This window comes from Acrocarpospora macrocephala (assembly GCF_009687865.1).
Classification (GTDB): domain Bacteria; phylum Actinomycetota; class Actinomycetes; order Streptosporangiales; family Streptosporangiaceae; genus Acrocarpospora; species Acrocarpospora macrocephala.
The window spans coordinates 273,927-297,837 of sequence record NZ_BLAE01000003.1 but is presented as its reverse complement, the minus strand read 5'-3'; the positions used below and the strand labels follow the sequence as shown (position 1 = coordinate 297,837).

22 protein-coding genes and 1 pseudogene are annotated in these 23,911 nt (G+C 70.5%); 10 read left to right on the top strand and 13 right to left on the bottom strand.

The window, feature by feature from the left end:
- The 4 genes and pseudogenes from Amac_RS01340 to Amac_RS57810 form a co-directional block, all read left to right on the top strand.
- Positions 1–1,986: substrate-binding domain-containing protein (locus Amac_RS01340; RefSeq protein WP_174900128.1), on the top strand; the 1,986-nt coding region annotated here is incomplete at its 5' end.
- The gene (locus tag Amac_RS01335; RefSeq protein WP_155352391.1) at positions 1,983–3,545 is read left to right on the top strand and encodes a sortase domain-containing protein; all 1,563 of its coding nucleotides are present in this window, start codon (positions 1,983–1,985) and stop codon (positions 3,543–3,545) included. The genes Amac_RS01340 and Amac_RS01335, both read left to right, overlap by 4 nt.
- An 11-nt stretch (positions 3,546–3,556) precedes the next feature.
- A complete protein-coding gene (locus Amac_RS01330) occupies positions 3,557–5,758 on the top strand; it encodes an MATE family efflux transporter (protein WP_155352390.1) in 2,202 nt (733 codons plus the stop codon).
- Positions 5,759–6,186: 428 nt separating this feature from the next.
- A pseudogene (locus Amac_RS57810) lies at positions 6,187–6,399 on the top strand (DapH/DapD/GlmU-related protein); the annotation flags it as partial.
- Here Amac_RS57810 and Amac_RS01320 read toward each other — a convergent pair.
- A complete protein-coding gene (locus tag Amac_RS01320) occupies positions 6,341–7,207 on the bottom strand; it encodes a sulfotransferase family protein (protein ID WP_155352389.1) in 867 nt (288 codons plus the stop codon). The pseudogene Amac_RS57810 and the gene Amac_RS01320 overlap by 59 nt on opposite strands.
- Before the next feature lie 89 nt (positions 7,208–7,296).
- Complete coding sequence (locus Amac_RS01315) at positions 7,297–8,499, bottom strand: substrate-binding domain-containing protein (protein WP_155352388.1); 1,203 nt, start codon at positions 8,497–8,499, stop codon at positions 7,297–7,299.
- Positions 8,500–8,716: 217 nt separating this feature from the next.
- Here Amac_RS01315 and Amac_RS01310 point away from each other — a divergent pair, with 217 nt between their 5' ends.
- A complete protein-coding gene (locus Amac_RS01310) occupies positions 8,717–9,106 on the top strand; it encodes a cupredoxin domain-containing protein (protein ID WP_155352387.1) in 390 nt (129 codons plus the stop codon).
- Here the strand turns inward: Amac_RS01310 and Amac_RS01305 are convergent.
- From Amac_RS01305 to Amac_RS01285, 6 genes are read right to left on the bottom strand one after another with little or no spacing between them, the layout of a single operon-like run.
- Entirely contained in the window at positions 9,103–9,822 is a 720-nt protein-coding gene (locus Amac_RS01305) for a methyltransferase domain-containing protein (RefSeq protein WP_155352386.1), read from the bottom strand. The two genes, Amac_RS01310 and Amac_RS01305, sit on opposite strands and share 4 nt — an antisense overlap.
- Positions 9,819–11,060, bottom strand: a complete 1,242-nt coding sequence (locus Amac_RS01300; protein ID WP_155352385.1) for a glycosyltransferase — start codon at positions 11,058–11,060, stop codon at positions 9,819–9,821. The genes Amac_RS01305 and Amac_RS01300 overlap by 4 nt, the downstream gene beginning before the upstream one ends.
- Positions 11,057–12,463, bottom strand: coding sequence for an O-antigen ligase family protein (locus tag Amac_RS53455; RefSeq protein WP_170322250.1), 1,407 nt, complete (start codon positions 12,461–12,463; stop codon positions 11,057–11,059). The genes Amac_RS01300 and Amac_RS53455 overlap by 4 nt, the downstream gene beginning before the upstream one ends.
- Complete coding sequence (locus tag Amac_RS53450; RefSeq protein ID WP_170322249.1) at positions 12,460–13,881, bottom strand: hypothetical protein; 1,422 nt, start codon at positions 13,879–13,881, stop codon at positions 12,460–12,462. Before Amac_RS53450 ends, Amac_RS53455 begins: the two co-directional genes overlap by 4 nt.
- The gene (locus tag Amac_RS01290; protein WP_170322248.1) at positions 13,878–14,810 is read right to left on the bottom strand and encodes a sulfotransferase; all 933 of its coding nucleotides are present in this window, start codon (positions 14,808–14,810) and stop codon (positions 13,878–13,880) included. Before Amac_RS01290 ends, Amac_RS53450 begins: the two co-directional genes overlap by 4 nt.
- The gene (locus Amac_RS01285; protein ID WP_155352383.1) at positions 14,801–16,006 is read right to left on the bottom strand and encodes an Ig-like domain-containing protein; all 1,206 of its coding nucleotides are present in this window, start codon (positions 16,004–16,006) and stop codon (positions 14,801–14,803) included. The genes Amac_RS01290 and Amac_RS01285 overlap by 10 nt, the downstream gene beginning before the upstream one ends.
- A 332-nt stretch (positions 16,007–16,338) precedes the next feature.
- On the opposite strand from Amac_RS01285, the gene Amac_RS01280 reads away from it, so the two are divergent.
- Positions 16,339–17,505, top strand: coding sequence for a glycosyltransferase family 4 protein (locus Amac_RS01280; RefSeq protein WP_155352382.1), 1,167 nt, complete (start codon positions 16,339–16,341; stop codon positions 17,503–17,505).
- On the opposite strand, the gene Amac_RS01275 is transcribed toward Amac_RS01280, so the two are convergent.
- The gene (locus Amac_RS01275) at positions 17,488–17,664 is read right to left on the bottom strand and encodes a hypothetical protein (protein ID WP_155352381.1); all 177 of its coding nucleotides are present in this window, start codon (positions 17,662–17,664) and stop codon (positions 17,488–17,490) included. The two genes, Amac_RS01280 and Amac_RS01275, sit on opposite strands and share 18 nt — an antisense overlap.
- Positions 17,665–17,772: 108 nt before the next feature.
- Positions 17,773–18,450, bottom strand: coding sequence for a class E sortase (locus Amac_RS01270; RefSeq protein ID WP_155352380.1), 678 nt, complete (start codon positions 18,448–18,450; stop codon positions 17,773–17,775).
- Between the two features lie 180 nt (positions 18,451–18,630).
- Here Amac_RS01270 and Amac_RS01265 point away from each other — a divergent pair, with 180 nt between their 5' ends.
- The 3 genes from Amac_RS01265 to Amac_RS01255 all read left to right on the top strand — a co-directional run bounded on the left by Amac_RS01265 (position 18,631) and on the right by Amac_RS01255 (position 19,914).
- Positions 18,631–19,089, top strand: a complete 459-nt coding sequence (locus Amac_RS01265) for a hypothetical protein (RefSeq protein WP_176611955.1) — start codon at positions 18,631–18,633, stop codon at positions 19,087–19,089.
- A 132-nt stretch (positions 19,090–19,221) separates the two neighbouring features.
- On the top strand, positions 19,222–19,461 hold the full coding sequence (locus tag Amac_RS01260) for a hypothetical protein (RefSeq protein ID WP_155352379.1): 240 nt from the start codon (positions 19,222–19,224) through the stop codon (positions 19,459–19,461).
- Between the two features lie 255 nt (positions 19,462–19,716).
- Positions 19,717–19,914 (top strand): hypothetical protein, encoded by a 198-nt coding sequence (locus Amac_RS01255; RefSeq protein WP_155352378.1) that lies wholly within the window; start codon positions 19,717–19,719, stop codon positions 19,912–19,914.
- Positions 19,915–19,950: 36 nt separating this feature from the next.
- Here Amac_RS01255 and Amac_RS01250 read toward each other — a convergent pair whose 3' ends face one another.
- Positions 19,951–20,841, bottom strand: a complete 891-nt coding sequence (locus Amac_RS01250; RefSeq protein ID WP_155352377.1) for a class F sortase — start codon at positions 20,839–20,841, stop codon at positions 19,951–19,953.
- Positions 20,838–21,653: a hypothetical protein gene (locus Amac_RS01245; RefSeq protein ID WP_155352376.1), complete on the bottom strand. Its 816-nt coding sequence runs from the start codon at positions 21,651–21,653 to the stop codon at positions 20,838–20,840. Before Amac_RS01245 ends, Amac_RS01250 begins: the two co-directional genes overlap by 4 nt.
- Positions 21,654–22,008: 355 nt before the next feature.
- Here Amac_RS01245 and nfi point away from each other — a divergent pair, with 355 nt between their 5' ends.
- Positions 22,009–22,758 (top strand): deoxyribonuclease V, encoded by a 750-nt coding sequence (gene nfi / locus Amac_RS01240; RefSeq protein WP_155352375.1) that lies wholly within the window; start codon positions 22,009–22,011, stop codon positions 22,756–22,758.
- Positions 22,759–22,973: 215 nt separating this feature from the next.
- Here nfi and Amac_RS01235 read toward each other — a convergent pair whose 3' ends face one another.
- On the bottom strand, positions 22,974–23,783 hold the full coding sequence (locus tag Amac_RS01235; RefSeq protein ID WP_218040817.1) for a hypothetical protein: 810 nt from the start codon (positions 23,781–23,783) through the stop codon (positions 22,974–22,976).
- Positions 23,784–23,911 lie beyond the last annotated feature (128 nt).

Genomic DNA, 23,911 nt, shown 5'->3' with positions numbered 1-23,911 from the left:
CCCCCGCCGGTACCGGAGCCGAGCATCCCGCCCCTCCCCGACCCGCCCACCACCCCCCGCCTCGGCGACCCGGTGAGCCTCTCCGGGAGCAGCAACATCGCGGCGGTCATGGAGGCCTGGACCGAGGACGCGCTCCAGCTCCCCCAGCACGTGGACGTCTCGGTCACCCGCTCCACCTCGGAAGGAGGCGCGGCCAGCCTCCTGACGGGTTTCGAGAGCGCGTTCGCGCGCGGCGCCGACTTCACCGTCACCAGCGTGCCCTTCGACACGCTCGACACGGAGGCTAGCAAGAAGACGAGAGAGGCCCTGGCGGGCAAGGTCGAGTACGCGCCGATCTCCCTCACCGCCCTGGCCATCGCCAACAGCGCCGAGTACGCCGGGAGGATCATCCGGGACGCCCGGCTGGACGCCGACACGGTGGCCCGCATGCTCAACGGCGACTCCGGCGAAACCGCCACACACGTGGCCCGCTGGGGCTCGCTCGGCAATACCACCCGCCCGAGCCTGCTCTCCATCCACAACCGCGGCTGCGAACTCCCGCCCAAGAACACCGTCAACCGGGGCGTCCGGTTCGGCGCGTCCGGCCAGAACGAGCTGCTCTCCCAGTGGATGGCCGCCAACATAACCTCCGACCAGTACGGCAAACTCTTCGAGACACCCCCGGGAAGTACCATCCTGACGCCCCTCTACCCCGGGTACAGCGGCTACATCTACGGCTGGGAGGCCGCCGAGCGTGTCGCCAGCCGGTTCGGCGCGGTCAAGGCGGACGACCCGCAAGCCGAACACGTGCGCAGCGAGACCGGCGGGTTCGGCTATGTCGACATCACCGAGGTGAGCGCGCTGGCCAAGCGGGGGTTCCCGCTGGGCGTCTCGCCGCTGCGGAACGCGGCGGGGAAATACGTACCGCCGACCGCGGCCTCGATCCTCGCCGGGTTCGACCTGATGACAGAGAACCCGGACGGCACCAGAACACCTCATTTCGACAACACCGGCGCCGCGGGCGCGTACCCGATGCCGATGATTCACTACCTGGCGGTCCCGGCGAACGGGAGCGACGGCAGCAACCCGCTCCCCGAGGGCAAACGTCGGGCCGTCGCCGGGCTCATCCGGTATGCGGTGAGCGACGTGGCCCAGGCGAAGGTGGTCGAACTGGGCGGGGCCAAGCTGCCCGACAAGCTCAGGGAACAGGCGCTCGCCATCGCCGAGGACCTGGAATCGGCCACCAACGCGACTCCCTCACCGTCGCCCACGCCGACCACGTCCAGCACCCCGACGCCCCCGGCCGACGGCGATGACGACCCCCAGAACGACGGCGACGACAACGGCGGCGGCAACCAGAACTTCACCGACACCGGCGAACGGCAGGCTCCCGATGACAACGCCGACATCCTCGACGGCCCCCAGCCGACGGTGACCGCGCGCGTCACCGTGACCCCGAGCCCGACCGCGCGGGCCTCCTCCTCCAACCGTGGCTCGCAGGACAACTCCTCCGGCTCCGGTGGCGGTGGCGGCTCCAGTGGCGGTGGAGGCGGCAGTGGCGGAGGCGGCGGTGGTGCGGGCGGTGATGATCCGGTCGTCGAAACGCCCGGTGACGTCCCGGCCAACCCCACTCCCAGCGACCCCGGCGTGAGTGGCGGCCAGCCCTCGGAGACTCCTTCCGAAGCGCCGGTCAACCTCATCGAGGACGAAGGCTCGGTGCGCGCGGGCACGATCCCGGCGGGCGCGGCCATCATCCCGCTGGGCGTGCTGCTGGTGCTCGGCCTGATCGGAATCATGATCGGCGGATCATGGCATGGCTACCGGTACTGGCAGCTGCTCCAGGCCCGCCGCCAGCCACTACCCCAGCAAGGACCGACGCCGCAGGGCAAACTGCACTTCCAGCCCGCGACGCGCCCCCAGCCCGAACCGCAACCCCAGGCCCAGCCCCAGCAGCCGCAGGACCAGGACCAGGACCAGACTCCGGGTGGGACAGGCACTCCGGCATGACCGCGAACGATCCTTCGCTGGCGGTCGCCGTCGAGACGGCGGCTCGCACGATCGAACGCCTGGAGGCCAGTGTCGCGCGCGCGGCGTCCGGTGTGGCTCCGCACGAGCACGCGAACGCGCTGGTGATCGCGGGTTCGGCGTCGGTTCTGCTGGGCCAGCTGGAACTCGCCACGCCCCGGGACGACGAGGCGCTGCGCGAGCACACAAGGGGCCTTCGCGCCCGCTACGACGGTGCGCTGCTCCGCCTGGGCGGCACCGCCCCCGCCTCCCCGTTTCCGCCGATGACCACGGCGTCCTGGATCCAGGTCGCGCCGGGCCAGTTCGTGATGGCTCCCCCGCAACCGTTCATGCCGTACACGATGACCCAGCCGATGATGGCGCCACCGATGATGGCCCCGCCCGGCATGACGCAGCCGATGACAGCACCCGGGTGGACACCGCCCGACCCGACCCAGCAGACGGCGGCGCCACCCGCGATGGCACCACCCCCGATGGCACCGCCGGGAATGGTCCAGCCTGGAATGGCTCCCTCGGGAATGGCTCCGCCGATGATGGGGCCGCCCGGGATGGCGCAGCCGATGATGGCGCCGCCCGGGATGTATCCGCCCGGGATGGCGCAGCCGATGATGGCGCCGCCTGGGATGTTTCCGCCCGCGAAGAAGCGGCGCTCGTTCTCCGAAACCATCGGCGGTCTCCCCAACGAGATCAAACGCATGGGCAGGGCCGCGATCACCGCGATCACCATCATGGGCGTGCTGCTGCTCGCCTTCTCCTGGTACGCCTCCTGGTTCGGCCACCTCATGTACGAGCGCAACCAGCGCATCATGCTCGACGAGCTCAACGAGGACTTCACCGCCGCCGCCACGATCGCCGCCGCCCCCCAGGCCACCGACAAGGACCTCACGGCCATCCCCGACCGCGGCAAGCCCATCGCCCTCCTGGAGATCGAGAAGATCGGCCTGAAGGAAGTCGTCGTCCAGGGCACCGGCACCGCCGAGCTGCGCGCGGCGGTGGGCCACTACCGGCCGGCCCCGATGCCGGGCCAGTCGGGCAACGCCGTACTGGCCGGGCACCGCAACCTCTACGGCAGCCCGTTCAGCCGGCTCGGCGAGGTCGCCCCCGGGGACAAGATCGTGGCGACCACCCAGGAAGGGCGGTTCACCTTCACCGTCGAGCTGGTCGAGGAGGCCGGGACAGGTCACGACGACTTTCTCGGCCAGGAGACCTTCGTCAACCGGCTGACGCTGCTCACCACCGCGGCGAACGGCGGGGACGGCCGGTTGGCCGTGGTGTCCCGGCTGGACGGCCAGCCCGCCTCGCTCAAGACCGTCGACCCCTCGCAACCCAAGGAGGACGAGCTCGGGCTCGGGCGGGACACCACCGCCTGGTGGCCCGCGCTCGGCTGGGGCGTGGCGCTGTTCGCGCTGCTCGCGGGAACGATCCAGCTCTATCGCCGGTGGCGGCGGTACTCCGCGTACCTGATCACGACCCCGCCGCTGCTGGCCGCCGGACTGCTCTGGTTCGAGGCGCTGGCCCGGCTGATCCCCTCGACGTACTGAGACGCCCGGATATGGCGAAAAATGGGCTGAAGTCGCTGGCGGGGTTCGCCGACCAGGCCGTCGCGAGCGCCACCAACGTCGCGCTGACCGTGGTGGTGGCGCGCGAGGTGGATCCGTGGACGCTGGGGGCGTTCGCGGTGGCGTACACGCTGTATCTGGTCGCGGTGGGGTTCTCGCGGGCGGTGGCCAGCGAGCCGCTGCTGGTCAGGTTCAGCCACGTGCCCACCGACCGGCACCGGGAGGGCGCGCGGGGGTCCACCGGGGTGGCGATCATCATCGGCGTGGCAGGCGGGCTGGGCATGGTGGCCGTGGCGCTCCCGGTCGGCGGGGCGATCGCGGACGCGGTGGTGCCGCTCGGGTTGTTCCTGCCCGCGCTGCTGTTGAAGGACGCCTGGCGGTTCGTGTTCCTGGCGGCGGGACGGCCGGGGCAGGCGATCGTCAACGACCTGGTGTGGGCGCTCGCGCAGGTGGTCTGCGTGGGCGGGGTGATGCTGTCCGGCGAGCCGAGCGTCGGGTGGTTCGTGGCCGCCTGGGGGGCGTCGGCGGTGGTGGCGTGCGCGGCGGGAGCCGTACAGGCCAGGCTGGCGCCGTCACCGTGGCGAGCCGGGCGCTGGCTGCGGGAACACCGGGATCTGCTGCCCAGCTACACGGTCGACTTCGTGGCCCGGGCCGGCGGGCGGAACCTGACCCTGCTGGCGGTCGGCTGGGTGGGCGGGCTGCCCGCGCTGGCCGCGATCCGGGCGGCCGAGGTGCTCTTCGGCGGGCTGAACGTGGTGCTGCAGGCCGGCTACCTGGTCGCGATCCCGCAGGCGGTCGGCGCGTTCCGCAAGTCGACGGCGGCGCTGCGGGCGGCGGTGTTCGCCCAGTCGGGGCTGCTGGTGCTGCTCTCCCTCGCCTACTCCGCGGTCATCCTGCTCATCCCGGACGCCTGGGGCCGCGCCCTGGTCGGGCAGACCTGGTCCATCGCCGAGGAGGTGCTGCTCGCGCAGGCGCTGCTCTACACCGGCATCGCCGCGATCACCGGGCCGGTGGTCGGCCTGCGCGCGCTCGGCGACGCCCGGCGCAGCGCCGGCGTGCGGCTGCTGCTGGTGCCGCTCTACATCGTTTCCAGCGTGGCGGGGGCCTCCCTGGCGGGGGCGGCGGGCGCCGTCCTCGGCCTGGGCCTCGCCCATCTCGCCGGGCTGATCCTGTGGATCGCCCAGTTCCGGACCCTGCTCCACATCCCACCCTCTCTCCAAGGAACCCCCATGGAACTCAACGAGTACGGCCGGCGGCATCGCGGGATCCTCGCGCCGCTCCTCCTGGTGCCGCTGGTCGCGGCGGGCGCCGGTCTGGGCTGGGCGGCCATCCAGCCGGCCACCTACCGGCACGTCACCGAGCTGCAGATCCCCGCGCCCTCCGACACGGCCAGCGCGGCCACCGCCGAGCAGAGCGTGGCCACCTTCCGCAGCCTGATCAGCTCGCCGTCGGTGGTCAACGCGGTCGCCCGGGACACCGGCGTGGACGTGGCCCTCATCCGGGCCGGTCTCACCACCGAGCGGCCGTCGGAGGACAAGGAGCGCGGCAACGTGGTCCAGGTCGTGTTCACCGGCGACGACCCGAAGACCGCCCCGAAGGTGACCAGCGTGGCCGCGATCACCGCCGCCAACGAGCTGCTCGGCCCCAACATCGAGCGGGCCCGCAGCAACGTGGACGGCGCGCAGGCCGCGGCCGACGAGCGGGCCAAGGCGGTCTCGGACGCGATGGCTGCCAACGGCCTGGTGCCCGACCGCTACCGGGTGCTGCTCGGCGAGATCACCCGGCTGAAGACCGAGCTGATCGCCCCGTCCGGCAACCGCAGGCGCGGCGTGATCGCCCGGGCGCTGCGCGAGCGGGAGGCCGAGCAGAAGTCCATCGCCGGGCAGGTCGTGCCGTTCATGATGCTGCAGAACCGGGCCGACCAGGCCAACCGCTCGCTCATCGACACCACCACCAAGCTCCGCGAGGTGGAGGCGCGGCTGGAGCAGGCGCGCGCCTCGATCGTGCCGCTGACCAACGAGGCCGAGGCGATCGCGAAGTCCCCGATCATGATCCGCGCCGCCGCCATGGGCGCGGGCATCGGGGTGCTACTGGCCATCGTCGCCCTCGGCCTGCGCGAGCTGCTGCGGCCGACGCGCCGGGGCCGGGACGAGCTGGTGCCCACGACGCCCGCCCACCTGCCTGAGCGGGTCTGACCATGTATCTGGCGCTGGTGCGGGGCTGGTACCGGACCTGGCGTCTGGCCGGCATCGGCTGCTGGACGCTGCTGTTCCGGGTGCGGTACGCGCCGTTCGTGCGCATGCATCCGACCAGCAGCGTCTGGGGTCCGGTCAAGCTGCGGCCGTTCTGGTTCAAGGACGGCCGCACGCGCACCGACATGCTCAGGGTCGAGCTGGGCCCGCGCGCCCACCTGGAGGGATCGGTGATCGTCCAGGGCGGCGGGCGGTTCGTGCTGGGCGCGAACTCCTTCGTGGGGAGCCTGTCGGTGATCGGCGTCAACGACTCGGTGGTGGTGGGCGCGAACGTGATGATCGCGCAGGCGGTGTCCATCCGGGACACCGACCACCGGGCCACGGACCCGGACGCGCCCATGATCGGGCAGGGCATCGAGACGGCGGGGGTCGTCATCGAGGACGACGTGTGGATCGGCCACGGGGCGGTCGTGCTGCGCGGGGTGCGGGTCGGGCGGGGGGCGATCGTCGCCGCGGGGGCGGTGGTGACCCGGGACGTGCCGCCGGACACCGTGGTGGGCGGGGTGCCCGCGAAGGTGCTGCGGGTCAGAGCGGGTAGCCCCGCGCTTCCAGATGCGTACGGAGCGAGCCGGTCAGCCGGCTGAGCTGGGCCGCGGTGAGGTCACGCTGGTAGGCGGCCGCGCGGGAGCCGGTGAAGGCGTGGCGGGCGAAGCCGCGTTCGAAGGCGGGCGTCCAGGACAGGCCGAGAAAGTCGAGCATGACCTCGAAGCGTTTCCTGGGATTGTCCAGCACGTCCTCGTACCGGATTTCCAGCCAGTCGCCCGCTCTGGCCTGGTCGTAGGCATCCATGAGGAGCTTCCAGGCCAGCCCGGCCAGCAGGACCTGCGAGCGTCCTGAGGTCTCCCACTCCTGGGCGTACTCGGCGGGCAGCGGGCCGAAGTGCCAGCCGGACGGGCCGAGATGGCCGCGCCACCAGGGCATCTGGAGGAACGAGTTGGCGACGGCCCGGCCGTCCCTGACGACGTGCACGACCTTCGCGGCGGGGAAGACCTCGCGCAGCAGTCCGGTGCGCGGCCAGCCGGTGAACTTGTGCAGGTAGTGCGGGCTGCCCTCGGCCGCGGCGCGGCCGTCGAAGAACGCGCGGAGACGCGCGGCCAGCCACGGGGTGACATCCTCGCCGCGCAGGTCCCGCTCGGGGTCCACGAGCAGCGGGCCGACCTCCCTGGCCAGCGCCCGGTATCCCTCGGAAGGGGCGAAGCGTGGCCGCCCTTTGGCATTGAGCCACGGTGGCGTCCTGCGGTAGATCAGGCCGCTGCGGCGGCGGATCGCGGCGGGGCAGCGGGCGTACTTGTCGTCCAGGTTGGAGATGAAGCCGACGTCGGGATGCCTGGCCAGCACCTCGTGCACCAGGGTGGAGCCGCACCGGCCGGTTCCCACCACGAAGCTCAGCATCCGAGGACCCTCCTGAACAAATGGGGCAGCCGGACCCGGCGAGCCCGCCGGGTCCGGCTTGGGGGTTGGCTTAGTTGAAGCTCACGAACCTAGTTGAAGTTCACGAAGTTGCACTTGTTGCCGGTCGCGTTGACCTTGACGAAGCCCGCGTCCGTGATGACCTTGTCGATCGCGAGACCCCAGTTACGGTCGACGTTGGCGTTGGCCTGGCCGGGGTTGGTGTCGCCGACCTTCTTGCTGTGCACGGCGTTCGGCTTGCAGATCCAGCCGTTCTCGCCGATGTAGCCCTCGATCCAGCCGGGGCCGCCGCGACGGTACACGTTGTACAGCGTGCGGTTGTACTGGTAGGTGCTGTTCTGGATGGTGGTCGGGGTGGCGGCGATGCCACCGACGCTGATCAGGTCCGTGGCGGCGTCGGTGCAGTTGGCGGCACCGGTGATGTACTTGCCGAACGAGAGCGGCCAGAGCGAGGCACCCTTGGCGGCGGCGCTCAGGTTGTTGATCTCGGTGCAGTCGTTCTCGAAGAGGACCTGACCGCCGGTGGCCGCGACGCAGGCGTTCGCGTCGCCGCCGAGGAACGAGGTGATGGTGGCGTAGGTACCGGAGCTGGTCTGGATGCCGTGCACGATGATCGGGGTGCCGGGGGTGCCACCGAAGTCGCCCCAGTCCTCGGCGCAACCGTCACCGGACACGTCCCGGAAGATCTCCTGGAGCTGCGCGTGGGTCAGGTTGGTCACCGGGCCGGAGGCGCCGCCGAGCCACTTGGCGATGGCGATGGCGTCCTTGGCCCAGCCGACGTAGCGGAGCTGGTCACCGGAGTTGCAGGTGGAGGGGATGCTGCTGACCGAAGAGGAGGAACGCGCGTAGCTGATCGGGGAAACGCCGGCCGGCAGGCCCCCGGTCGGGCCGTCGTTCTGCTGGCAGAGCTGCCGCAGCCCGGCGCCGGACCCCTGCGGGAACTGGCTCAGGGCCGCCTCGTGGTCGTAGTTCTCGGTCAGCACGGTGGTGGGCAGGTCGGCCAGGCAGGTGTACTGCGGCGTGTTGGGGGGCAGCACGAGCTCACAACCGGGCGAGCCGTTGAACGCCGCATCCATGGCCTGCATGGCAAAGAAGGTGGTGTCGGAACCGCTGCCCCGGATGACGCTGTTCATCTTGCCGTCAGCGAAGTCGGGAAGCGCCCAGGCCGGGGTGGCGAGCGCCGTCACGGTGACCGCGGCCACGGCGACGGCGCCCATGCGCCGCGCCAGGCGGCGGAGCCGCCCTGGGGTAGCTGACTGGATTTCGGTGGACATGGAACCCTCTATCCTCTCGGGCCTTACTGACACGGGCGATATTGCCAGCGATCCGCCCGCCGCCAACAAACCCCGAACGACGGAAAGGGAAACGAATACCCTGCTTTCAGGCGACATTTCGGGACAACGGGCTGATTGTTTATCTTCCTCATCCGTTTACCCTTATGGCATTTCACGTCGGCCCTGCATGCATGTGAGGTGCGGACACTGCCATGCCATGAGAAAGCTCTGGGTCATCGGTACGGCTCTCGCCGTCGCGACCGCCTGCTCCGCCACGCCCGCGCCCGGCGCCACGACCACGGTCGCCCCGACCCCCGACCCCGCGAACACCGCCGCCGCCTTCGGCCACGAGGTGCGGATAACCAGCACCGGAGCGGTGCCGAAGTTGCTCGTGTCCGGTGTCGGCGAGGAGGTAGCGTGGCGGAACGACTCCGGTGCCGAGGTGACCGTACGGCTGATCGACGGCACCCCGCCGTCGGGCACGCTGAAACCCGGCGACGTATTCAGCCACACGTTCACGACCGCCGGGACTTTCGCCTACATGCTGGGCACGGAAAAGGACCCCGCCGGTGCCGTCGAGGTTCTTCCGCATGAGCCAGCGAGCTAATCGCGCACGGCGATGAGCGATTTCCGCAGCCCGAAGAGGCGCTCGGAGAGATGCTCGGAGCCGGGAAAGTAATAACGCATCAGGGTGCGGGTCATCAGCTCGATTTCCAGCACCTTCGGCAGCGCCTCCGCCCGGGTCCTCGGCCGCACTCCCCACGACAGCGGCCACCGGGCGGCGACCGCGGTCTGAACGGGAACCGGCAGGAACTGGAACATCGGGAACAGCCAGTGCGGTTCCAGCGGGAAGTACTGGTACGGCGCCTGCACCCAGTGCCGATCCGACAGCCGGTGCACGCTGTCCGCGAACCTGCGCCGCATCTCGTGGCCGCCCACATGCTCGATCACCGAGTTGGAGAAGACCAGGTCGAAGCTGCGGCCGGCCAGGTTCGCGGGCAGGTCGCAGGCGTCGCCGAGCTGGACGGTGATCCAGTCGGGCGGCTCGTCCACCGGCGGATCGATGTTGAGCAGGTGCACGTGGGCCGGGCGGGCGGGGGCCCGGGTCCAGGTGCGTACCGAACCGCCGAGGTCGATCACCTCCATGTCGGCCAGGTTCGGGAAACGTTCGAGCAGCAGGTGGAAGCGGCGGGCCCGCAACTTGGTGTTGACCGAGCCGGGACGGCCGATGAAGCGCTGCCTGATCCGGCGGCCCAGGTCCCGATCCTGCTCCCTGTTCTGGTCCTGCGCCTGGTCCGGGGCCTGGCCCTGGTCGGTGGTCATTTCGCCTTCCTGGTCATGCGGGCCGCCTCGGCGTAGAACTCGCGGAGGCGGTTGGTGTGGCCTTCCGGCCCGAACCTGCGGATGGCCAGGGCGCGCGCGGATTGGCCCATCGCGAGCGCGCCCATCGGGTCGCGGATGAGGGCCAGCGCGGCGGAGGCCAGTTCCATGGGCACGTCGGCGGCGATCAGGCGGCCGGTCGCGCCGTCGGTGACCAGTTCGGGAATGCCGCCCATGGCGGTGCCGATCACCGGGACCCCGCAGGAGAACGCCTCCAGGATCGTCATCGGCTGGTTCTCGTACCAGCGCGACGGCATCACCAGCGCGGTCGCCGAGCGCATCAGGTCCACCACCTCCTCACGGGGCAGCCGCCCGAGGAAGGTGACCCGGCCGGGAGCGACCTGCTCGGCCAGGGCTTCCAGCGCCTGCCGTTCCGGGCCGTCCCCGGCGATGACCAGTCGGCCCTGCGCGCCGAGCAGGCCGACCGCGCGGATCGCCGTGTCCACACCCTTCCCCTGGTGCAGGCGCCCGACGAAGACGAGCGGGCCGCCCGGCTCGGTCTTGGCCGGGATCGAGGTGGGGTCGCCGAAGTTGTCCAGCACCTGGAGCCGGTCGGCGTAGATCCCGGCCCTGGTCAGCTGGCCGGCCAGGAACTTGCTGGGGCTGATGAAGACGTTGACCGGGTCGTACGCGCCGAACCTGCGGTGCAGCCAGGTCTCGGTGGCGACGGCGAGGCTGGCGGCCAGCGAGTTGTCCTTGCAGCGGCGGCGGATGGGCTCGCCCAGGCCGCCGTCCACGCAGGCGGTGCAGATCTGGCCGTGGTCGAGGAAGGAGTAGGACGGGCAGGCCAGCTTGTAGTCGTGCAGCGTCATGACCATCGGCACCCCGGCGTCGCGCAGCGCGGCCACCACCGAGGGCGAGAGCTGGTGGTAGATGTTGTGCAGGTGAGCGACATCCGGCTGGAACTCCTGGATCAGCCGGGCCATGCCCCGCCGCGCGCTGGTCGACCACATCATCCGCCCGACCCCGCGAACCTGGGAGATCGGCCCCCGCGACCCCGGCGTCATGTCTATATATTTCGGGAAATGCTGGTCGTAGCCGGTGGGCAGGTTCTCGGGGTGGGACATGCCGAAGAACGCCACCTGGTCACCCCGCCTGGCCTGCAACTCGGCCAGATCCAGCATGTACGACTCCGCCCCGCCCCGGCGGTACAGGAACTTGTTGACATGCAGGATCTTCATCTGGCCGACTCCGCTCCGAGCCGCGGGGCGACGGTGCTGAGGCGCAGGGCGATCCCGGCGAATACCGCGAAGTACCACATGACCACGACGGACGTCATCGCGTTGTCGGAGATCGCGGAGACCAGCAGCGCGGCCACGGACCCGGCGAACGCCACCGCGCACCCCCGCTCAAGCCCGCGGCCAGGACCGGTGTTCCGCAGCGCGAGATAAGCGGTGATCACCAGCGCGGCCAGCAGCCCCAGGTAGGTGACCAGGCCGAGCAGCCCGCTCTCCACCAAGGCCCGCAGGTAGTCGTTGTGGACCTCCTTGTAGATGAGCAGCCGCGTCGTGCCGAGCCCGGTGCCGGTGACCGGATTGAGCCCGAGCAGGTCCAGCGCCTGGCTCCAGTGGTCGAACCGCCAGACCAGCGAGTTGGCCTCGAGCCCGCCCTCGGTCCGCGTCTCGGCGAGGTCGGCGAACCGGTCCACCACGGCGGGCACCGCGACCACGATCGCCACCACCAGCGCGCCGAGCCCGATCAGCAGCCGCCGGTTCTGCAGCAGCCCGACCACCACCAGACCGGCCAGCCCCGCGATCATGGCCCCGCGCGCGCCGCTGCCCAGCAGCGCGATCCCGGTCAGCGCGAGCACGGCGCCGATCCCGATCTTCGCGCGGTTCCCGACGTGCGGGAAGAGCGCGACCCCGGCGACGATCAGCACGTGGCAGAACATGCCGAGCGCGTTGGGATGCCAGAAGGTGCCGTGCGGCCGGAGCGAGCCGTTCAGTTCCACCAGGCCCTCGCCGGTCAGCAGCTGCTGGACGGTGACCAGGGACGGCAGCACGGCGGCGGCGAAGACGGCGATCATCAGCTGGGGTATCCGGGCTGGATCCTGGGCGACCAGCCGCTCCACCACGAAGATCATGACGAGCACGGCGCCGATCCGGACCACCTCCCCGGCGCTGGTGCCGAGGTACAGCGACCCCACCATGCTCAGCACGCAGGCCACCAGGAAGAGGACGGCCGCCACCGGCAGGAACCGCCGGGGCGCGCCTTCAGTCCTGCGACCTTGCGCGACCAGCCAGGCCAGCCCGGCGACGATGAAGAGCGCGCCCAGCATCGAGGAGGGGTCGAGCCAGCTGGCCGCCGTCTCGCCGCCGCCCGACGGGCTGATGGATCCGGCCAGCTTGGTGGCGTCGAGGCTGGCCCGCACCCCGAGCACGATCAGGACGAAGACAAAGAACCTGGTCAGCGCGATGACGCCGAGGGCAAGGCTGAGCGCGACGGCGACCGGGATGACCACGGTCCCCCGCGGCTCCCCCAGGGCGAACGCGATCCCGCTGTAGGCGGCCAGCACCGCCGCCACGGCGAAGGCGGCGATCCAGACGGCGCCCTCGCGTGCGGGTCGGGCCAGGGTGTGACTCATGGGGACTCCAGCCACCGCTTGGCGCGGTCGAACGGGGTGGACAGGGTGACGAGCAGCGGTTCCGGGCCCACTTGGAGCGGTCCCGATCCCCAGATCCTGGGTTCCCCCGAGGGCAGGGCGACGACTTCGGCCGCGCCCACCGGCTCGCCGAACGCGAGCGGCACCACGGCGCCGTCGGCGCTCCAGACGACGAAAACGGTGCGGTTGCCCAGGTCGACCGCGCCGCCGGTCACTCCCGGCTTGCCGAGCGGCTGCCACTGGCCTGTGGCCGTGTGCTGCCTGAGCTGGTCGAACACGGTTTTGGCCGGGCGTGGCGTGTCGTCGGCGCCGTACAGGCCGCGCCAGGTCTCGTTGGCGGCGATCGCGTTGGGGCGGTAGTAGAGCGGCAGGTAGACGACCCTGCGCACCCCGGCCGCCAGCAGGGTGACGACCAGTTTGGCCGTCTCCGTGCCGTGCGCGTTCTCGTCGTAGTCGGCGCCCGGCCAGAAGGTGCCGACCTCCCAGGCCTCCACCGTGGTGGTGGCGGGCAGGTTGCGTTTGACGTATTCGAGGATCTCCGGCAGCAGCGCCCACGGGTCGTAGTAGTGCAGCTGGTAGACGTCGAAGACGCCGTTCTCGTCGAGGTCGCGCACGGCCTGGTGGGCGGCGACGGCGCGCTGCCCGGCCGGGGTGTCGAAGGCGGCGCGCAGGGCGGGGGTGTCGGCGGCCGGGGGGAACCGTCCGGCGCCCCGCCTGGCGTAGTAGGCGGCGTAGATCCGGAGCGCGTCGTCGGGGCGGGTGCGGAGGTCGTAGTCGTGCGCCACCGCGATGCCGTAGCTGGAGCTGGACAGGCCGGGGTCGGCGACGATCGCGGTGGGGTCCGCGCGCCGGACGGCCTCCGCGCCCGCGCGGCCGACCGCGCCGTAGGTGGCCGGGTCGTCCGCCCAGAAGTTCTCGGCGTCGATCTCGTTCTCGATCGCGTACTGGTGTACGCCCATGGCGGCATAGCGCCGGACCAGATCCTCGACGAACGCCTGATAGGCGGAAATGTCGGCGGGTGGGCGGGATGCGGCGGCGCGCGGCTTCGGATCGGCGGGGTCGCCGGTAGCCCAGCAGGTGCCGATCCTGATCCTGAGCATCACGTGGTAGCGGACCCCGAGCAGGCCGGTGACCACGCGGTCGTCCAGCGACCATTCCCTGGCGCCCTGCTCCGGTTCGACCGCGCACCAGACGATGTCGTGGAACGTGGCGCCACCCGCGTACGCGCCGATGTCGGCGTCGTATTCGGGCGGGTGCTGGTAGCCGTCCCATTTGAGGCCGAACGGGTTGCTCGCGGCGTCGGCCGGCGCGGTGGGCGCCGGGCGGGGTGGTTCCTGCGGCGCCGAGCAGGCCGTCACCAGCAGCAGGGCGAGCGCGATCGCGGCGAGCGCGCGGTTCACCGGGTCCTCCCGTAGCCGTAGCGGTCGCGGAGCGGATAGGTCGCGCATTCCACCAGCACCCGTTTGCCGGGAGGCAGCGCGCGGGACCATTCGGTGTCCAGGCGGAGCTCGATCTCGCCCGAATGGTGGCGGCCGACGTTGCCGGCCACGGTGTGGGTGGGGCTCATCTTGACCGTCGACTCGCCGATCAGCGGCAGGTCGGGGTCGGTGATCCCGGCCAGCCCGGCGGCGGCGCGCAGCCAGTGGGCCGGGTCCTGGATGAGGTCCTCGTAGCGGACCAGCAGGTAGCGGCCGGGTTCGCCGGCCCAGCTGCCCATGGCCGCCAGGTTGCCCAGATTCCACATGGCCGCCGTGGTCAGCACCGGGCGGGTGCGCATGGTGTCGGCTCCGGTGCCCGCTTTGCGGCGCAGCCACGACCAGGCCACGGCTCTCGGGTCGCGGACGAGGTGGATCACGCGGAGCTGGACGCCGGGGAGGTCGTCGAGGAGCCTGCCGTACGCGACGGGTTTGGTGGAGTCGACGACGACGCGGCGGCCGGAGACGGACGCGGCGGCGCGGATGAGCCGGGCGAGGATCGCCCGGTATTCGGAGGGTTCCTCCTGAAGGCGGCCGCGTAACCAGAGGGAGGCCACGTCGCGGCCCCGGGAGGTGGCGCGGTGGAAGCGCGCCAGGCGCTCCACCTCCTCCTCGCCGGGGCCGTCCGGGCCGAAGACCTCCTGGAGGATCCGCCGCCAGACCGGGCAGGTCCTGACCTGGACGCCGCAGCCGCACCTGCCGTCCTGGCGCAGGCCGCGATCCCACAGGTAGCCGAGCTCGCCGACGTCGAAGCAGTCGCCGAGCTGGCCGAGCAGGCTCCCGAACAGAGTGCTGCCGCTGCGCCCGGCTCCGGCGATGTGCAGGACGATGACCGGATCAGGGGTTACGCGCACACCCACTGCCACCTCGATCGGTGGAAGACCCAATCGCACTTCGGCTTGGGTTTGTACGTCTGGGTGGGCTTCGGAGTCGGCCGCTTCGTCGGCGTCGGGCTCGGGGTCGGCCTCGGCGACGGACTCGGGCTCGGGCTCGGCGACGGGCTCGGGGGCGCCACGGCGGTGATCAGCCGGTACGGCTTGTCCTGGTCGACCAGACCGACCCGGTCGATCGCGGCGATCTGCACCACGAAAGCGCCCAGCGCGGGCGGGCGGAACGCGTACGACCAGGAGGTGGTCGGGGAACCGGAGCGGTCCACCGGGATTTGCACCCGGGCGAAGGCGCCCCAGGATCCGTCCGGCCGCAGCCACGAGCGGGTGGCCTGATCCTGGATGGCCAGCCAGAGGCCGGTCACGCCGTAGTCGTCGGTGGCGCTGCCGCTGATGGTGACCGGCGTGTTCAGCGGTGTGCTCGCCCCGATCTCGGCGGGGGCGGCGATCACGGTGTCCGGCGGGGTGTTGTCGACGTTGATCCGCCGGAACGGGATGGACGCGTCGGGGTTGCCCGCCTTGTCCAGCACCACGACCTGCAGCGAGAACTGGCCGGCGCGCGGCGGCGTCCAGGTGAACTGCCAGTTGGCGGTCTTCTCGCCGGTCGAGGTGAGCAGGGTCGGGTAGCGGTGGTAGTCGCCGAAGGTCCCGTCCGGCTGGTACCACTGGCCGGTGGTGCGGTCGCTCACCGCGAAGCCGACATCGCCGATCTTCCGGTCGTCGGAGGCCCAGCCGGTGAAGGTGAGCGGGCGGATGCCGTACACCTCGTCGTTGATGGGCGGCTGGGTGAAGTCGGCGTCGGGGGCGACGTTGTCGACGGTGAACGAGCGCCAGGTGGAGGTGATCGCGCCGTCCGCGTCCTTGGCGAAGACGGTCACGCCGTACTCGCCCGCGGCCAGGGCCGTCCAGTCGTAGGCCCAGGTCGCGGAGGCGCCCGGGGTGATCGTCACCGGGACCCGGGCGAACGCGCCCCAGGTGCCGTCCGGGCGCCACCACAGCAGGGTGGACCGGTCCTGGATGCCGAGCCAGAGCTCGGTGACGCCGACGTCGTCGGTGGCCGTGCCGCGCAGCGCGATCGGGCCGGGTTTCACGGAGGCTCCCGTGACCGGCTCGCTCATCACCACGGCCGGGGCCGCCGCGATGGCGGGCTGAGGCAAAAGCACCGACGCGAGCAGGAGCCCGGTGGCAACAAGAGGGGTTGTCGTGGACGGTTTCATCAGACCCCCGCCAGGTCATGAAAAATATTGGCATATCCGATTGGTGAGATATTTATACCTGCGGATTACCTTATGAATCAGTGTGCTTAGCCCCAACGTGGTCGTGCCCGAGGATGAATTCCAGGTAAACGAATGGGTGTCCGGCCAGGGAGCGGGACGAAGAGGCCAACCGGTGGTTAAGAGTGCGGGAATACGCCCGCCACCCCTTTTCGCCCGGACGGCTATTCCTTAGCGTCCAGCCCGAGAAGCGCGTTATTTGCGTTGTTATAGGGGCGTCCATGCGTGCCGTAAAGATCTCCACCTCCACGACCACAGCCGAGCGCCAGGGACGTGCGCTCCGCATCGCCATGATCGGCCAGCGCGGCCTGCCCGCCACCTACGGCGGGATCGAACACCATGTCGCCCAGATCGGCCGGCGGCTCGCGGCTCGCGGCCACGAAGTCACCGTGTTCTGCCGTACCAACTACACCCCCGACCGAGGCGACCGGCACGACCGGATCGACGGCATCCGCCTGCGTCACTTGCCCACCCTGGGCACCAAGCACATGGACGCCCTCACCCACAGCCTCACCTCCACCCTGGCCGCCGCGGGACGCCACGACATCGTGCACTACCACGCCCTCGGGCCTGGCCTGTTCGCGCCGGTTCCGCGCTATCTGACCGGATCCAGGGTGGTGCAGACGATCCACGGCTGGGACGACCTGCGGGCGAAGTGGGGCGGGCTGGCGCAGCGGGTCCTGCGGGCCGGACGCTGGATGAGCCAGCGGGTGCCGAACGCCGTGATCGGCGTGTCCCGGGAGATCACCGACGAGTACGGAGAGTCGGCGACCTACATCTCCAACGGTGTCGAACGCCCGCCGGACGGCATCAGCCCGGAATCCGTGCTGGCCCGCGGTTTGCGGCCTGGTGGCTACGTGCTGTTCGTCGGCCGTCTGGTTCCGGAGAAGGCCGTCGACCTGCTGCTCCGCACGTTCAGCCAGCTGCCGGACGATGTTCAGCTCGCCGTCGCCGGCGGTTCCGCGTACACCGACGACTACGTCACCGGCCTGCGCGAGCTCGCCGCCCGCGACCCGCGCATCCACCTGCTCGGCTACGTGTACGGCGACGACCTGGCCGCGCTCTACCACCACGCCGCCGTCTATGTGCAACCTTCGCATCTGGAGGGTCTGCCGCTGGCGCTGCTGGAGGCCGCCTCGCACGGGCTTCCCCTGATCGCCAGCGGTCTCGGCTGCCATCGCGAGATCATCGCCACGGAGGGGCCCGGGGGGCGGATCTTCCGTCCTGGCGACCCGGCCGGGCTGAAGGAGGCGCTCGGGCAGGTGCTCGCCGAGCGGGACCGGGAACGCGCCGCCGCGCTGACCCGCCGCGAGGACATCCTCCGGCGTTACTCGTGGGACCGGGCTACCGACCTGACCGAGGAGCTCTACCTACGGCTGGCCCGCTGACGGTTCGACGGTCACCTCGTCGAGGCCGAGCAGCAAGTCGACCAGCGGGAAGACCACATACCAGAGCAAGCTCCCGGCGGCGGCGACCAGCAGGACCGCACACACGGTCTTGACATACCGCCCGCCGGGCAGCTTGCCCCATATCCAGGGATAAATCACTTCTTCTCCTGCCTTTCGCGCTGGTGGCCGGTTCCCCCGTGAGCCACCCGCCCATCGCGCTGGTGACTTCTCCTCACACTCCGTGGGCCACGTTTCCTGCCCCCAGGGTCACTTTCGCTTTTCCAGCTCGGGCGGCCGTCCGGCCGACTTCGCCTGGGAGCGGGTGAGTTCGGCGAAGACCACCAGGCGTTGCCAGTTCTGGAATTTCGGGTTGCAGGTGGTCAGGGTGAGCATTGCCCGTTCGGGGGGTACGCCTGGCTGGTCGGGTGTGGGAGCGACGACCTCGACCGCGGTGGGGCGTACCTCCCGGTGGCCGGTGACGCTGTAGATGAACCAGGCGTTCCTGGTCTCGGCGACGATCGTGTCCCCTTCGCGGAGCCGGTCGATGTCCCAGAAGACCGAGGGGATGCGGTGGCCGGCCACGGCCATGTTGCCGATCTCGCCCGGGCGGGCGGTCTTCGGGTAGTGACCGGGGCCTTTGCGCAGGTCGGCTTGGGTCACCCCTTCGACGACGGCCCATTTCATGTCCAGCTTCGGGATGTGCAGGCGGGCCAGCGGCTGGCCTGGGGCCGGGGCCTCCCCCGCGTTCGCGGTCGCCCAGGTGCGGTTGAGGCGGTCGTCGATCAGGTGCTGTTCGGCTTCGATTCGCCAGGCTTTGCCGTACACGGCGTAGGCGGCGAAGAGCAGGGCGATCACGCCGAGCGTGACCATGAGCTCGCCGACTCCCCTGGCGAGCCGCCGCGAGGGCGGCTCCCAGAGGTCGTCGTCGTCTTGCTGGTACGGCAAGGCTGCCTGGCCGGTGACCAAGGTCAGAGCTCGCCCGTGACGTAGCCGCCGCGCCTGGCCGCCCGGAGGGTGAACGCGCCGCCCATGACCAGGAAGGCGCCCAGCATGGTCAGGGGGGCGACGAAGCCGTCGCCGGTCTTGGGCAGCTCCTCGTCGTCGCCTCCGCCGGGGACGGGGGCGGTGACCGTTTCGGAAATGGTGGTCGTGGATCTCGGGGTGCGGCTGGTCGAGGAGGTGGGGGTGGAGGTGGTGCTGCTGGATCGGGAGGGGGAGGCGGAGGCCGAGTGTGACGCGGAGGGGGATACGCAGGGGGAGGCGCTGGGGGACGGGCTGGCGCTCGTGCTCGGGCTCGAACTGGCCGAGGCGCTCGGGCTCGAACTGGCGGAGGCGCTCGCGCTGGCACTCGGTGAGGCGCTCGCCGACGCGCTCGCTGAGGCACTGGCCGACGCGCTGGCGGACGCCGAGGCGCTGGCGGAGGTGCTGGCCGAGGCTGAGGCGCTGGCGGAGGTGGTCGTCGAGGGGGTCGGGCAGGGGCGCAGTGACGGGGTGGTCGACGCGCTTGGGCTCGCGCTGCCGGAGGGGCTGGTGGAAGCGCTGGGCGACGGTGACGGGGTGCCCGACTCGGTGAGCATGAGCTGAGCGTTCGGCTGGACGACCTGGCTGAGCGTCAGCAGGACGGAGGCCGACGCGGGGGCGTCCTGGGCGAACAACCGCGCGGCCGCCAGGGCGCTTGGCGAAGGACTGGCGTCTGGGCTCGCGGAAGGTGTGCCGGTGCTACTCGGCGTGGGCCCGGGGGTGGAGCCGGACTTCGCGGACGGGCCAGGGGTGGAGCTCGCGCTCGGTGACGGGGTGGCCGCCGCGGCTGTGCCGGTCCAGGCCACGGTCGATCCGCTGAGGTTCGGGGTGCCGATGTCCAGGCGTACCACATCGGTGATGGCGGGAGGGCTGGCGAGCAGCGATGGGGACGGGCTGGGGGTCGGGTCGGCGAGTGATGGACTCGGTGTCGCGTGAGGGGTCGCGTGGGGTGTCGGGCTGGGGTCCACGGGTGTGGTCACGCGCTCGGCGCGTACCACGGCGTCTGGGCCGTCGATTCGCAGATGGGGACGGCTGATCACCACCGTGCGCTTGCCGGCGACGATCCGCACAGATCCCTCGTAGTCCACCTCGGCGTCGCCGGTGGCCGGATCGAACGCGCCGCTCGCCGCGTGGAAACGTACCCCGCCGTCAGGCGTCAGTTCCGCGCCGCCCTCGACCAGGACCCGCTCCGTGTCCGCGTCGGCGATGGCCGCCAAGCCGATCGTCAGCGTGCCCGCGGTCACGTCCCGGGCGGTCACCGCGTTCGGCGGAGTCGCCGCGAGCGCGCCCACGGCGAGTGCCGCGCCGAGCCATATCTGCGCGAATCCCAGGGTCGCAAGCCGTTTATGCCGCACCCTCATCATCAAAAACCACACCCAAAATAACTGATTTACTGGAGACCCTGCTCGCGATCAATTTGCAATGTTAAGTAGATGTCGCTGAGGTAAGCGTGGCGTAGACAATGAGGTTGTCGGTGTAACTGTGCGTTTTCCTGTTGTACACCCCGCCACAGGTGATGAGGCGAAGCGCGGGATGGGCGGTGTTGCCGTACACGCGCTCGGTCGGAAATCGCGTTTTGGAGACCTGCTCGACGCCGTCCACGGTGAATGTGACCACCGAACCGTCCGCCCGCCCGATCTTGACGACGTGCCCGCGCGCGAGTTCGCGCAGCCGCTGGAAGACCGCGGGGCCGCCCCGGACGTTGACGTGGCCCACGATGACGGCCGGCCCCTGTTCGCCGGGTGTCGGGCCGTATTTGAACCAGCCGGCCAGATTGCGGGCCGACAGCGGCGGCACCTCGATCTCCCGCCGCTCGGTGACCCCGACCGCGCGTAGCGGCGCGTCGACCTTGATCCCCGGGATGACCAGCCTGGTCGGGTTCGACTCGGCGACCGGCTGGGCGGGCTGCCCAGCGGGTTCCGGGGGTGGCGCGTCGGCGACGGCCGCGGTGAGCACGGCGCCCGGCCCGCCCGGTCCCACTTCGTTCGGAAAGGTCAGCACTCCGGCGGGCCCGGGTGGGTTCACCACTCCAAGAGACTCACGGACCGCCGAGTCACTGGGTTCCGACGCCACCAGCACGACCCCGACCAGCGCGGTCACGACCGCCGCCACGGTTCCCAGCACCAGGACCAGGCGCACAGGTCCCAGCAGGCCAGGGTCCGGCTCGGTGGCGCCCCGCCTGAACCGCGCGAACCATCCGCCTGGCCGCGGATCGCTCCCCTGCTCATCCCACCCGGTCGACCGCTGCTCGATCCCCGGCTCAACCCTTGGTCCGTGCTCGCCTGGTTCGTGTGGCTGCTCGTCGATGGTGTTCATGCTCGCCTCCAGATCAGGCGGCCGATGAGTGCCGCGCCCGCGCTGCCAAAAACGATCAAGAAGAGGCCGAGGAGGGCGCGCCCTCCGATGGAGCTTTCCGCGCCGGTCGCGGCGCCGCCGAGCGGGGTTAGCAGCACCTGCGGCGAGGGCGAGGCGGTCATGGACACGGTCACCGTGGTCGTCGGCGTCGGGCTCGGCGTGGCCGACGGCGAGGGGCTCGCGGACGGGCTCGGCGTGGCGCTCGGCGTGGGTGTCGCGGACGGGCTCGGCGATGGCGATGGGCTCGTCGCGGCGGCGACCAGGAGTTGTGTCCCCGCGGTGACCTCGGTGACACAGGTGGTCTTGCCCGCGCCCGGGACCTCAAGCTGGAAGTCCCCTGGCATGAGCGTCACGCTCGACCCCGCCGGGAGGTCCCCTGGGATCGTCATATATCCCGTCATGGGTGGTACGGCGATTGGCTGCCCTGGATCCACCGACGTCAGCAGGGGTGATCGTCCCGTCATCGGGGCGAGCTCGCCCTGGATCGCGCCGTTCAGCCGGAGCCTGCCGTACGAGCCGATTTCGGTGCCCTGAGCGGCGGTCTTGTCACCCGCGTTGGCCAGCCCGCCGCCCAGCGACCACACCACGGTGACCGTGGCCCCCGGCGGAGCCGTCTTGGGCGCCTCCAGGGTGACGTCGAGCTCCGCGGCCTTCCCGCCACACGTGTAGGGCACGTTGACTATCCGGGTCTCGGCTGCCGCGACATCCTGGAAGCAGAGAGATCCAGCCACCATCAACAGGATGACGCCGACGCCGGGCCAGGCCTTGAGCACGATCGTACGGCCTTTCAGGAGGGTTCCCCGCCGGAGGGAAGGCGAGGCAGCAGCGAAAGGCTGACGACCTTGGGTTACGCGCTAGCGGTTTCCGAGCGAAATATTGGTGTGGCCCGTGTGAAAGGAGGTCGGGGGCGGTGAACCCGCACATACTCCAAGATGGACTGCACATGACAGGCAACCAGCGCCCACAAAATATCACCACATAACGGACAGAATCATGGCTTGGAGCGCTCTCGGAGGCGTGTGGATTTCACGTAGTTCGATCTTGCCCTCGGACTCGCCGGGGCTGGCAACCGACCGGAGTGCAGATAACCGTTCGCGCCCGGCTCGCGACGGCGAGAGACTGGCCGGGATGAGCTCCGAGATCGAACAGCCGCTGGCAGGCGGCGTCAACCAGGTGATCCAGCATGAGAACGGCCGCCGCGCCCCTCACATTGCTCGCCGGACGAACCCTTGGCCGACCACGGCCGCCGAAGCGGAAGCCGTACAGGAACAGCTGCGCCCGCTCATGGATCTCACCGACCCCGGCCCACTCACCGTCGACTTCATCGCCGGTCTGGACGTCGGGTACGCCCCTGACAGCGACGAGGTAACCGGCGCCGTCGTCGTCCTCGACAACACCCTGCGGATCGTGGACCAGGCAACATCCCGCCAGAAGGCGAAATTTCCGTACATACCGGGGCTGTTTGCCTTCCGCGAACTCCCGCCCCTGCTGACCGCGCTCGACCGCCTCACCATCACCCCCGACCTGCTGATCTGCGACGGCTACGGCCTGGCTCACCCCCGCCGCTTCGGCCTGGCCTGCCACCTGGGCGTCCTCACCGGCCTCCCCACGATCGGCGTCGCCAAGACCGCCTTCGTCGGCACCCACGCCGACCCCGCCCCCACCCGCGGCAGCTGGACCCCGATCACCCTCGACCACGACACGGTCGGCCGCGCCCTCCGCACCCGCGACCACGTCAAACCCGTCTACGTCTCCCAGGGCCACCGCATCAGCCTCGACAACGCCTGCGCCCACGTCCTCCGCACAACCCCGGCCTACCGCCTCCCCGAACCGATCCGCCTAGCCGACCGCCTCTCCCGCACCAACCCGCCCGCCTGACCGCCTCCCCGAACCAATCCACCTAGCCGACCGCCTCTCCCACACCAACCCGCCCGCCTGACCGCCTCCCCGAACCAATCCGCCTAGCCGACCGCCTCTCCCGCACCAACCCGCCCGCTCCGATCCGCTTCCCCGATCTCCGCTTCGGCCAATTGGATCGATTCGCCCTACGGACCCAGCAACGCGACCAAAACCCCCAGCCTCCGCCGGGCGAATCACTTCAGCGTCGACGCGACGACCTGCGGTTTCCCCGCTCCCTTGTAGAAGATCCCGGGATACCCCCGCGTCTCGAACCCCGCGCTCGGGTTGTTCCGGAGCCTGGACTTCTCGATCCGCAGCGTGCCGGTCATGTCGTTGCTCACGAAGAAGATCGCCCCGCCCCCTTCACGAGCGGTGTTGTTCTGAATGACCGACCCAGCGACCCGAACGGTGAACCGATTCCCGTCCGTGTACACAGCTCCCCCGCTACCCCCACCCGGCGTCCCCCCGCGGGCCGGATTGGCACCCCGCCCAATCGCCTTGTTGTACGACATGACGCTGTTCAGGATCACCCAAGAGACCCCGATACTGCTCAACGCTCCCCCGTTCGAGCACACCCCGCCCTGCCCCTTCGCCCCGCCAAACGTGCTGCGTACGACATACACCGGCAGATTCCGATACTGACTCAGAACCCGCAGAGCCGCCCCGCCCACATCAGGCCCGCTGGCGTCACACCGATTCCGCACGAACGTGGAGTTGACCACCTTCACCCGCCCACCCCGGACGAACACGGCTCCCCCACCGCCACCCTCCGCGCGCTCCCCCGTCGCGTTCCCATCGGCGAAGGTCAAATTCTGCAGCACCAACTGCGGCCGGCTCTGGTTGTCACAATGCGACGTGGTCCATACCAGCGACTTGTCGCACGTGTTCATATAAAGGATCCGCCGCTGCCCCATCCCACTGAGCGTCACCTTCCCGCCCCCATCCAGCACCACCCGCGCACTGGTATTCCGCACCTTGGCCGTCGCCGTCATCTTGATCGTCACCGGCCGGGCCCCACAGTTGAACCTGATCACCCCACCCTTGGCAACAGCCGCGACCACCGCCCTAGACGTACAACTGGCCGGACTCCCGTTCCCCACCACCCGATCCGCCCGCGAGGTGTTCACCGCCC

Coding starts and splice junctions, on each gene's coding strand:
- Amac_RS01320 (WP_155352389.1), bottom strand. CDS start 7,207: ATGCTGAGCTTCGTGGTGGGAACCGGCCGGTGCGGCTCCACCCTGGTG.
- Amac_RS01315 (WP_155352388.1), bottom strand. CDS start 8,499: ATGTCCACCGAAATCCAGTCAGCTACCCCAGGGCGGCTCCGCCGCCTG.
- Amac_RS53455 (WP_170322250.1), bottom strand. CDS start 12,463: ATGAGTCACACCCTGGCCCGACCCGCACGCGAGGGCGCCGTCTGGATC.
- Amac_RS01330 (WP_155352390.1), top strand. CDS start 3,557: ATGGCGAAAAATGGGCTGAAGTCGCTGGCGGGGTTCGCCGACCAGGCC.
- Amac_RS01250 (WP_155352377.1), bottom strand. CDS start 20,841: ATGAACACCATCGACGAGCAGCCACACGAACCAGGCGAGCACGGACCA.
- Amac_RS01300 (WP_155352385.1), bottom strand. CDS start 11,060: ATGAAGATCCTGCATGTCAACAAGTTCCTGTACCGCCGGGGCGGGGCG.
- Amac_RS01335 (WP_155352391.1), top strand. CDS start 1,983: ATGACCGCGAACGATCCTTCGCTGGCGGTCGCCGTCGAGACGGCGGCT.
- Amac_RS01310 (WP_155352387.1), top strand. CDS start 8,717: ATGAGAAAGCTCTGGGTCATCGGTACGGCTCTCGCCGTCGCGACCGCC.
- nfi (WP_155352375.1), top strand. CDS start 22,009: ATGAGCTCCGAGATCGAACAGCCGCTGGCAGGCGGCGTCAACCAGGTG.
- Amac_RS01305 (WP_155352386.1), bottom strand. CDS start 9,822: ATGACCACCGACCAGGGCCAGGCCCCGGACCAGGCGCAGGACCAGAAC.
- Amac_RS01280 (WP_155352382.1), top strand. CDS start 16,339: ATGCGTGCCGTAAAGATCTCCACCTCCACGACCACAGCCGAGCGCCAG.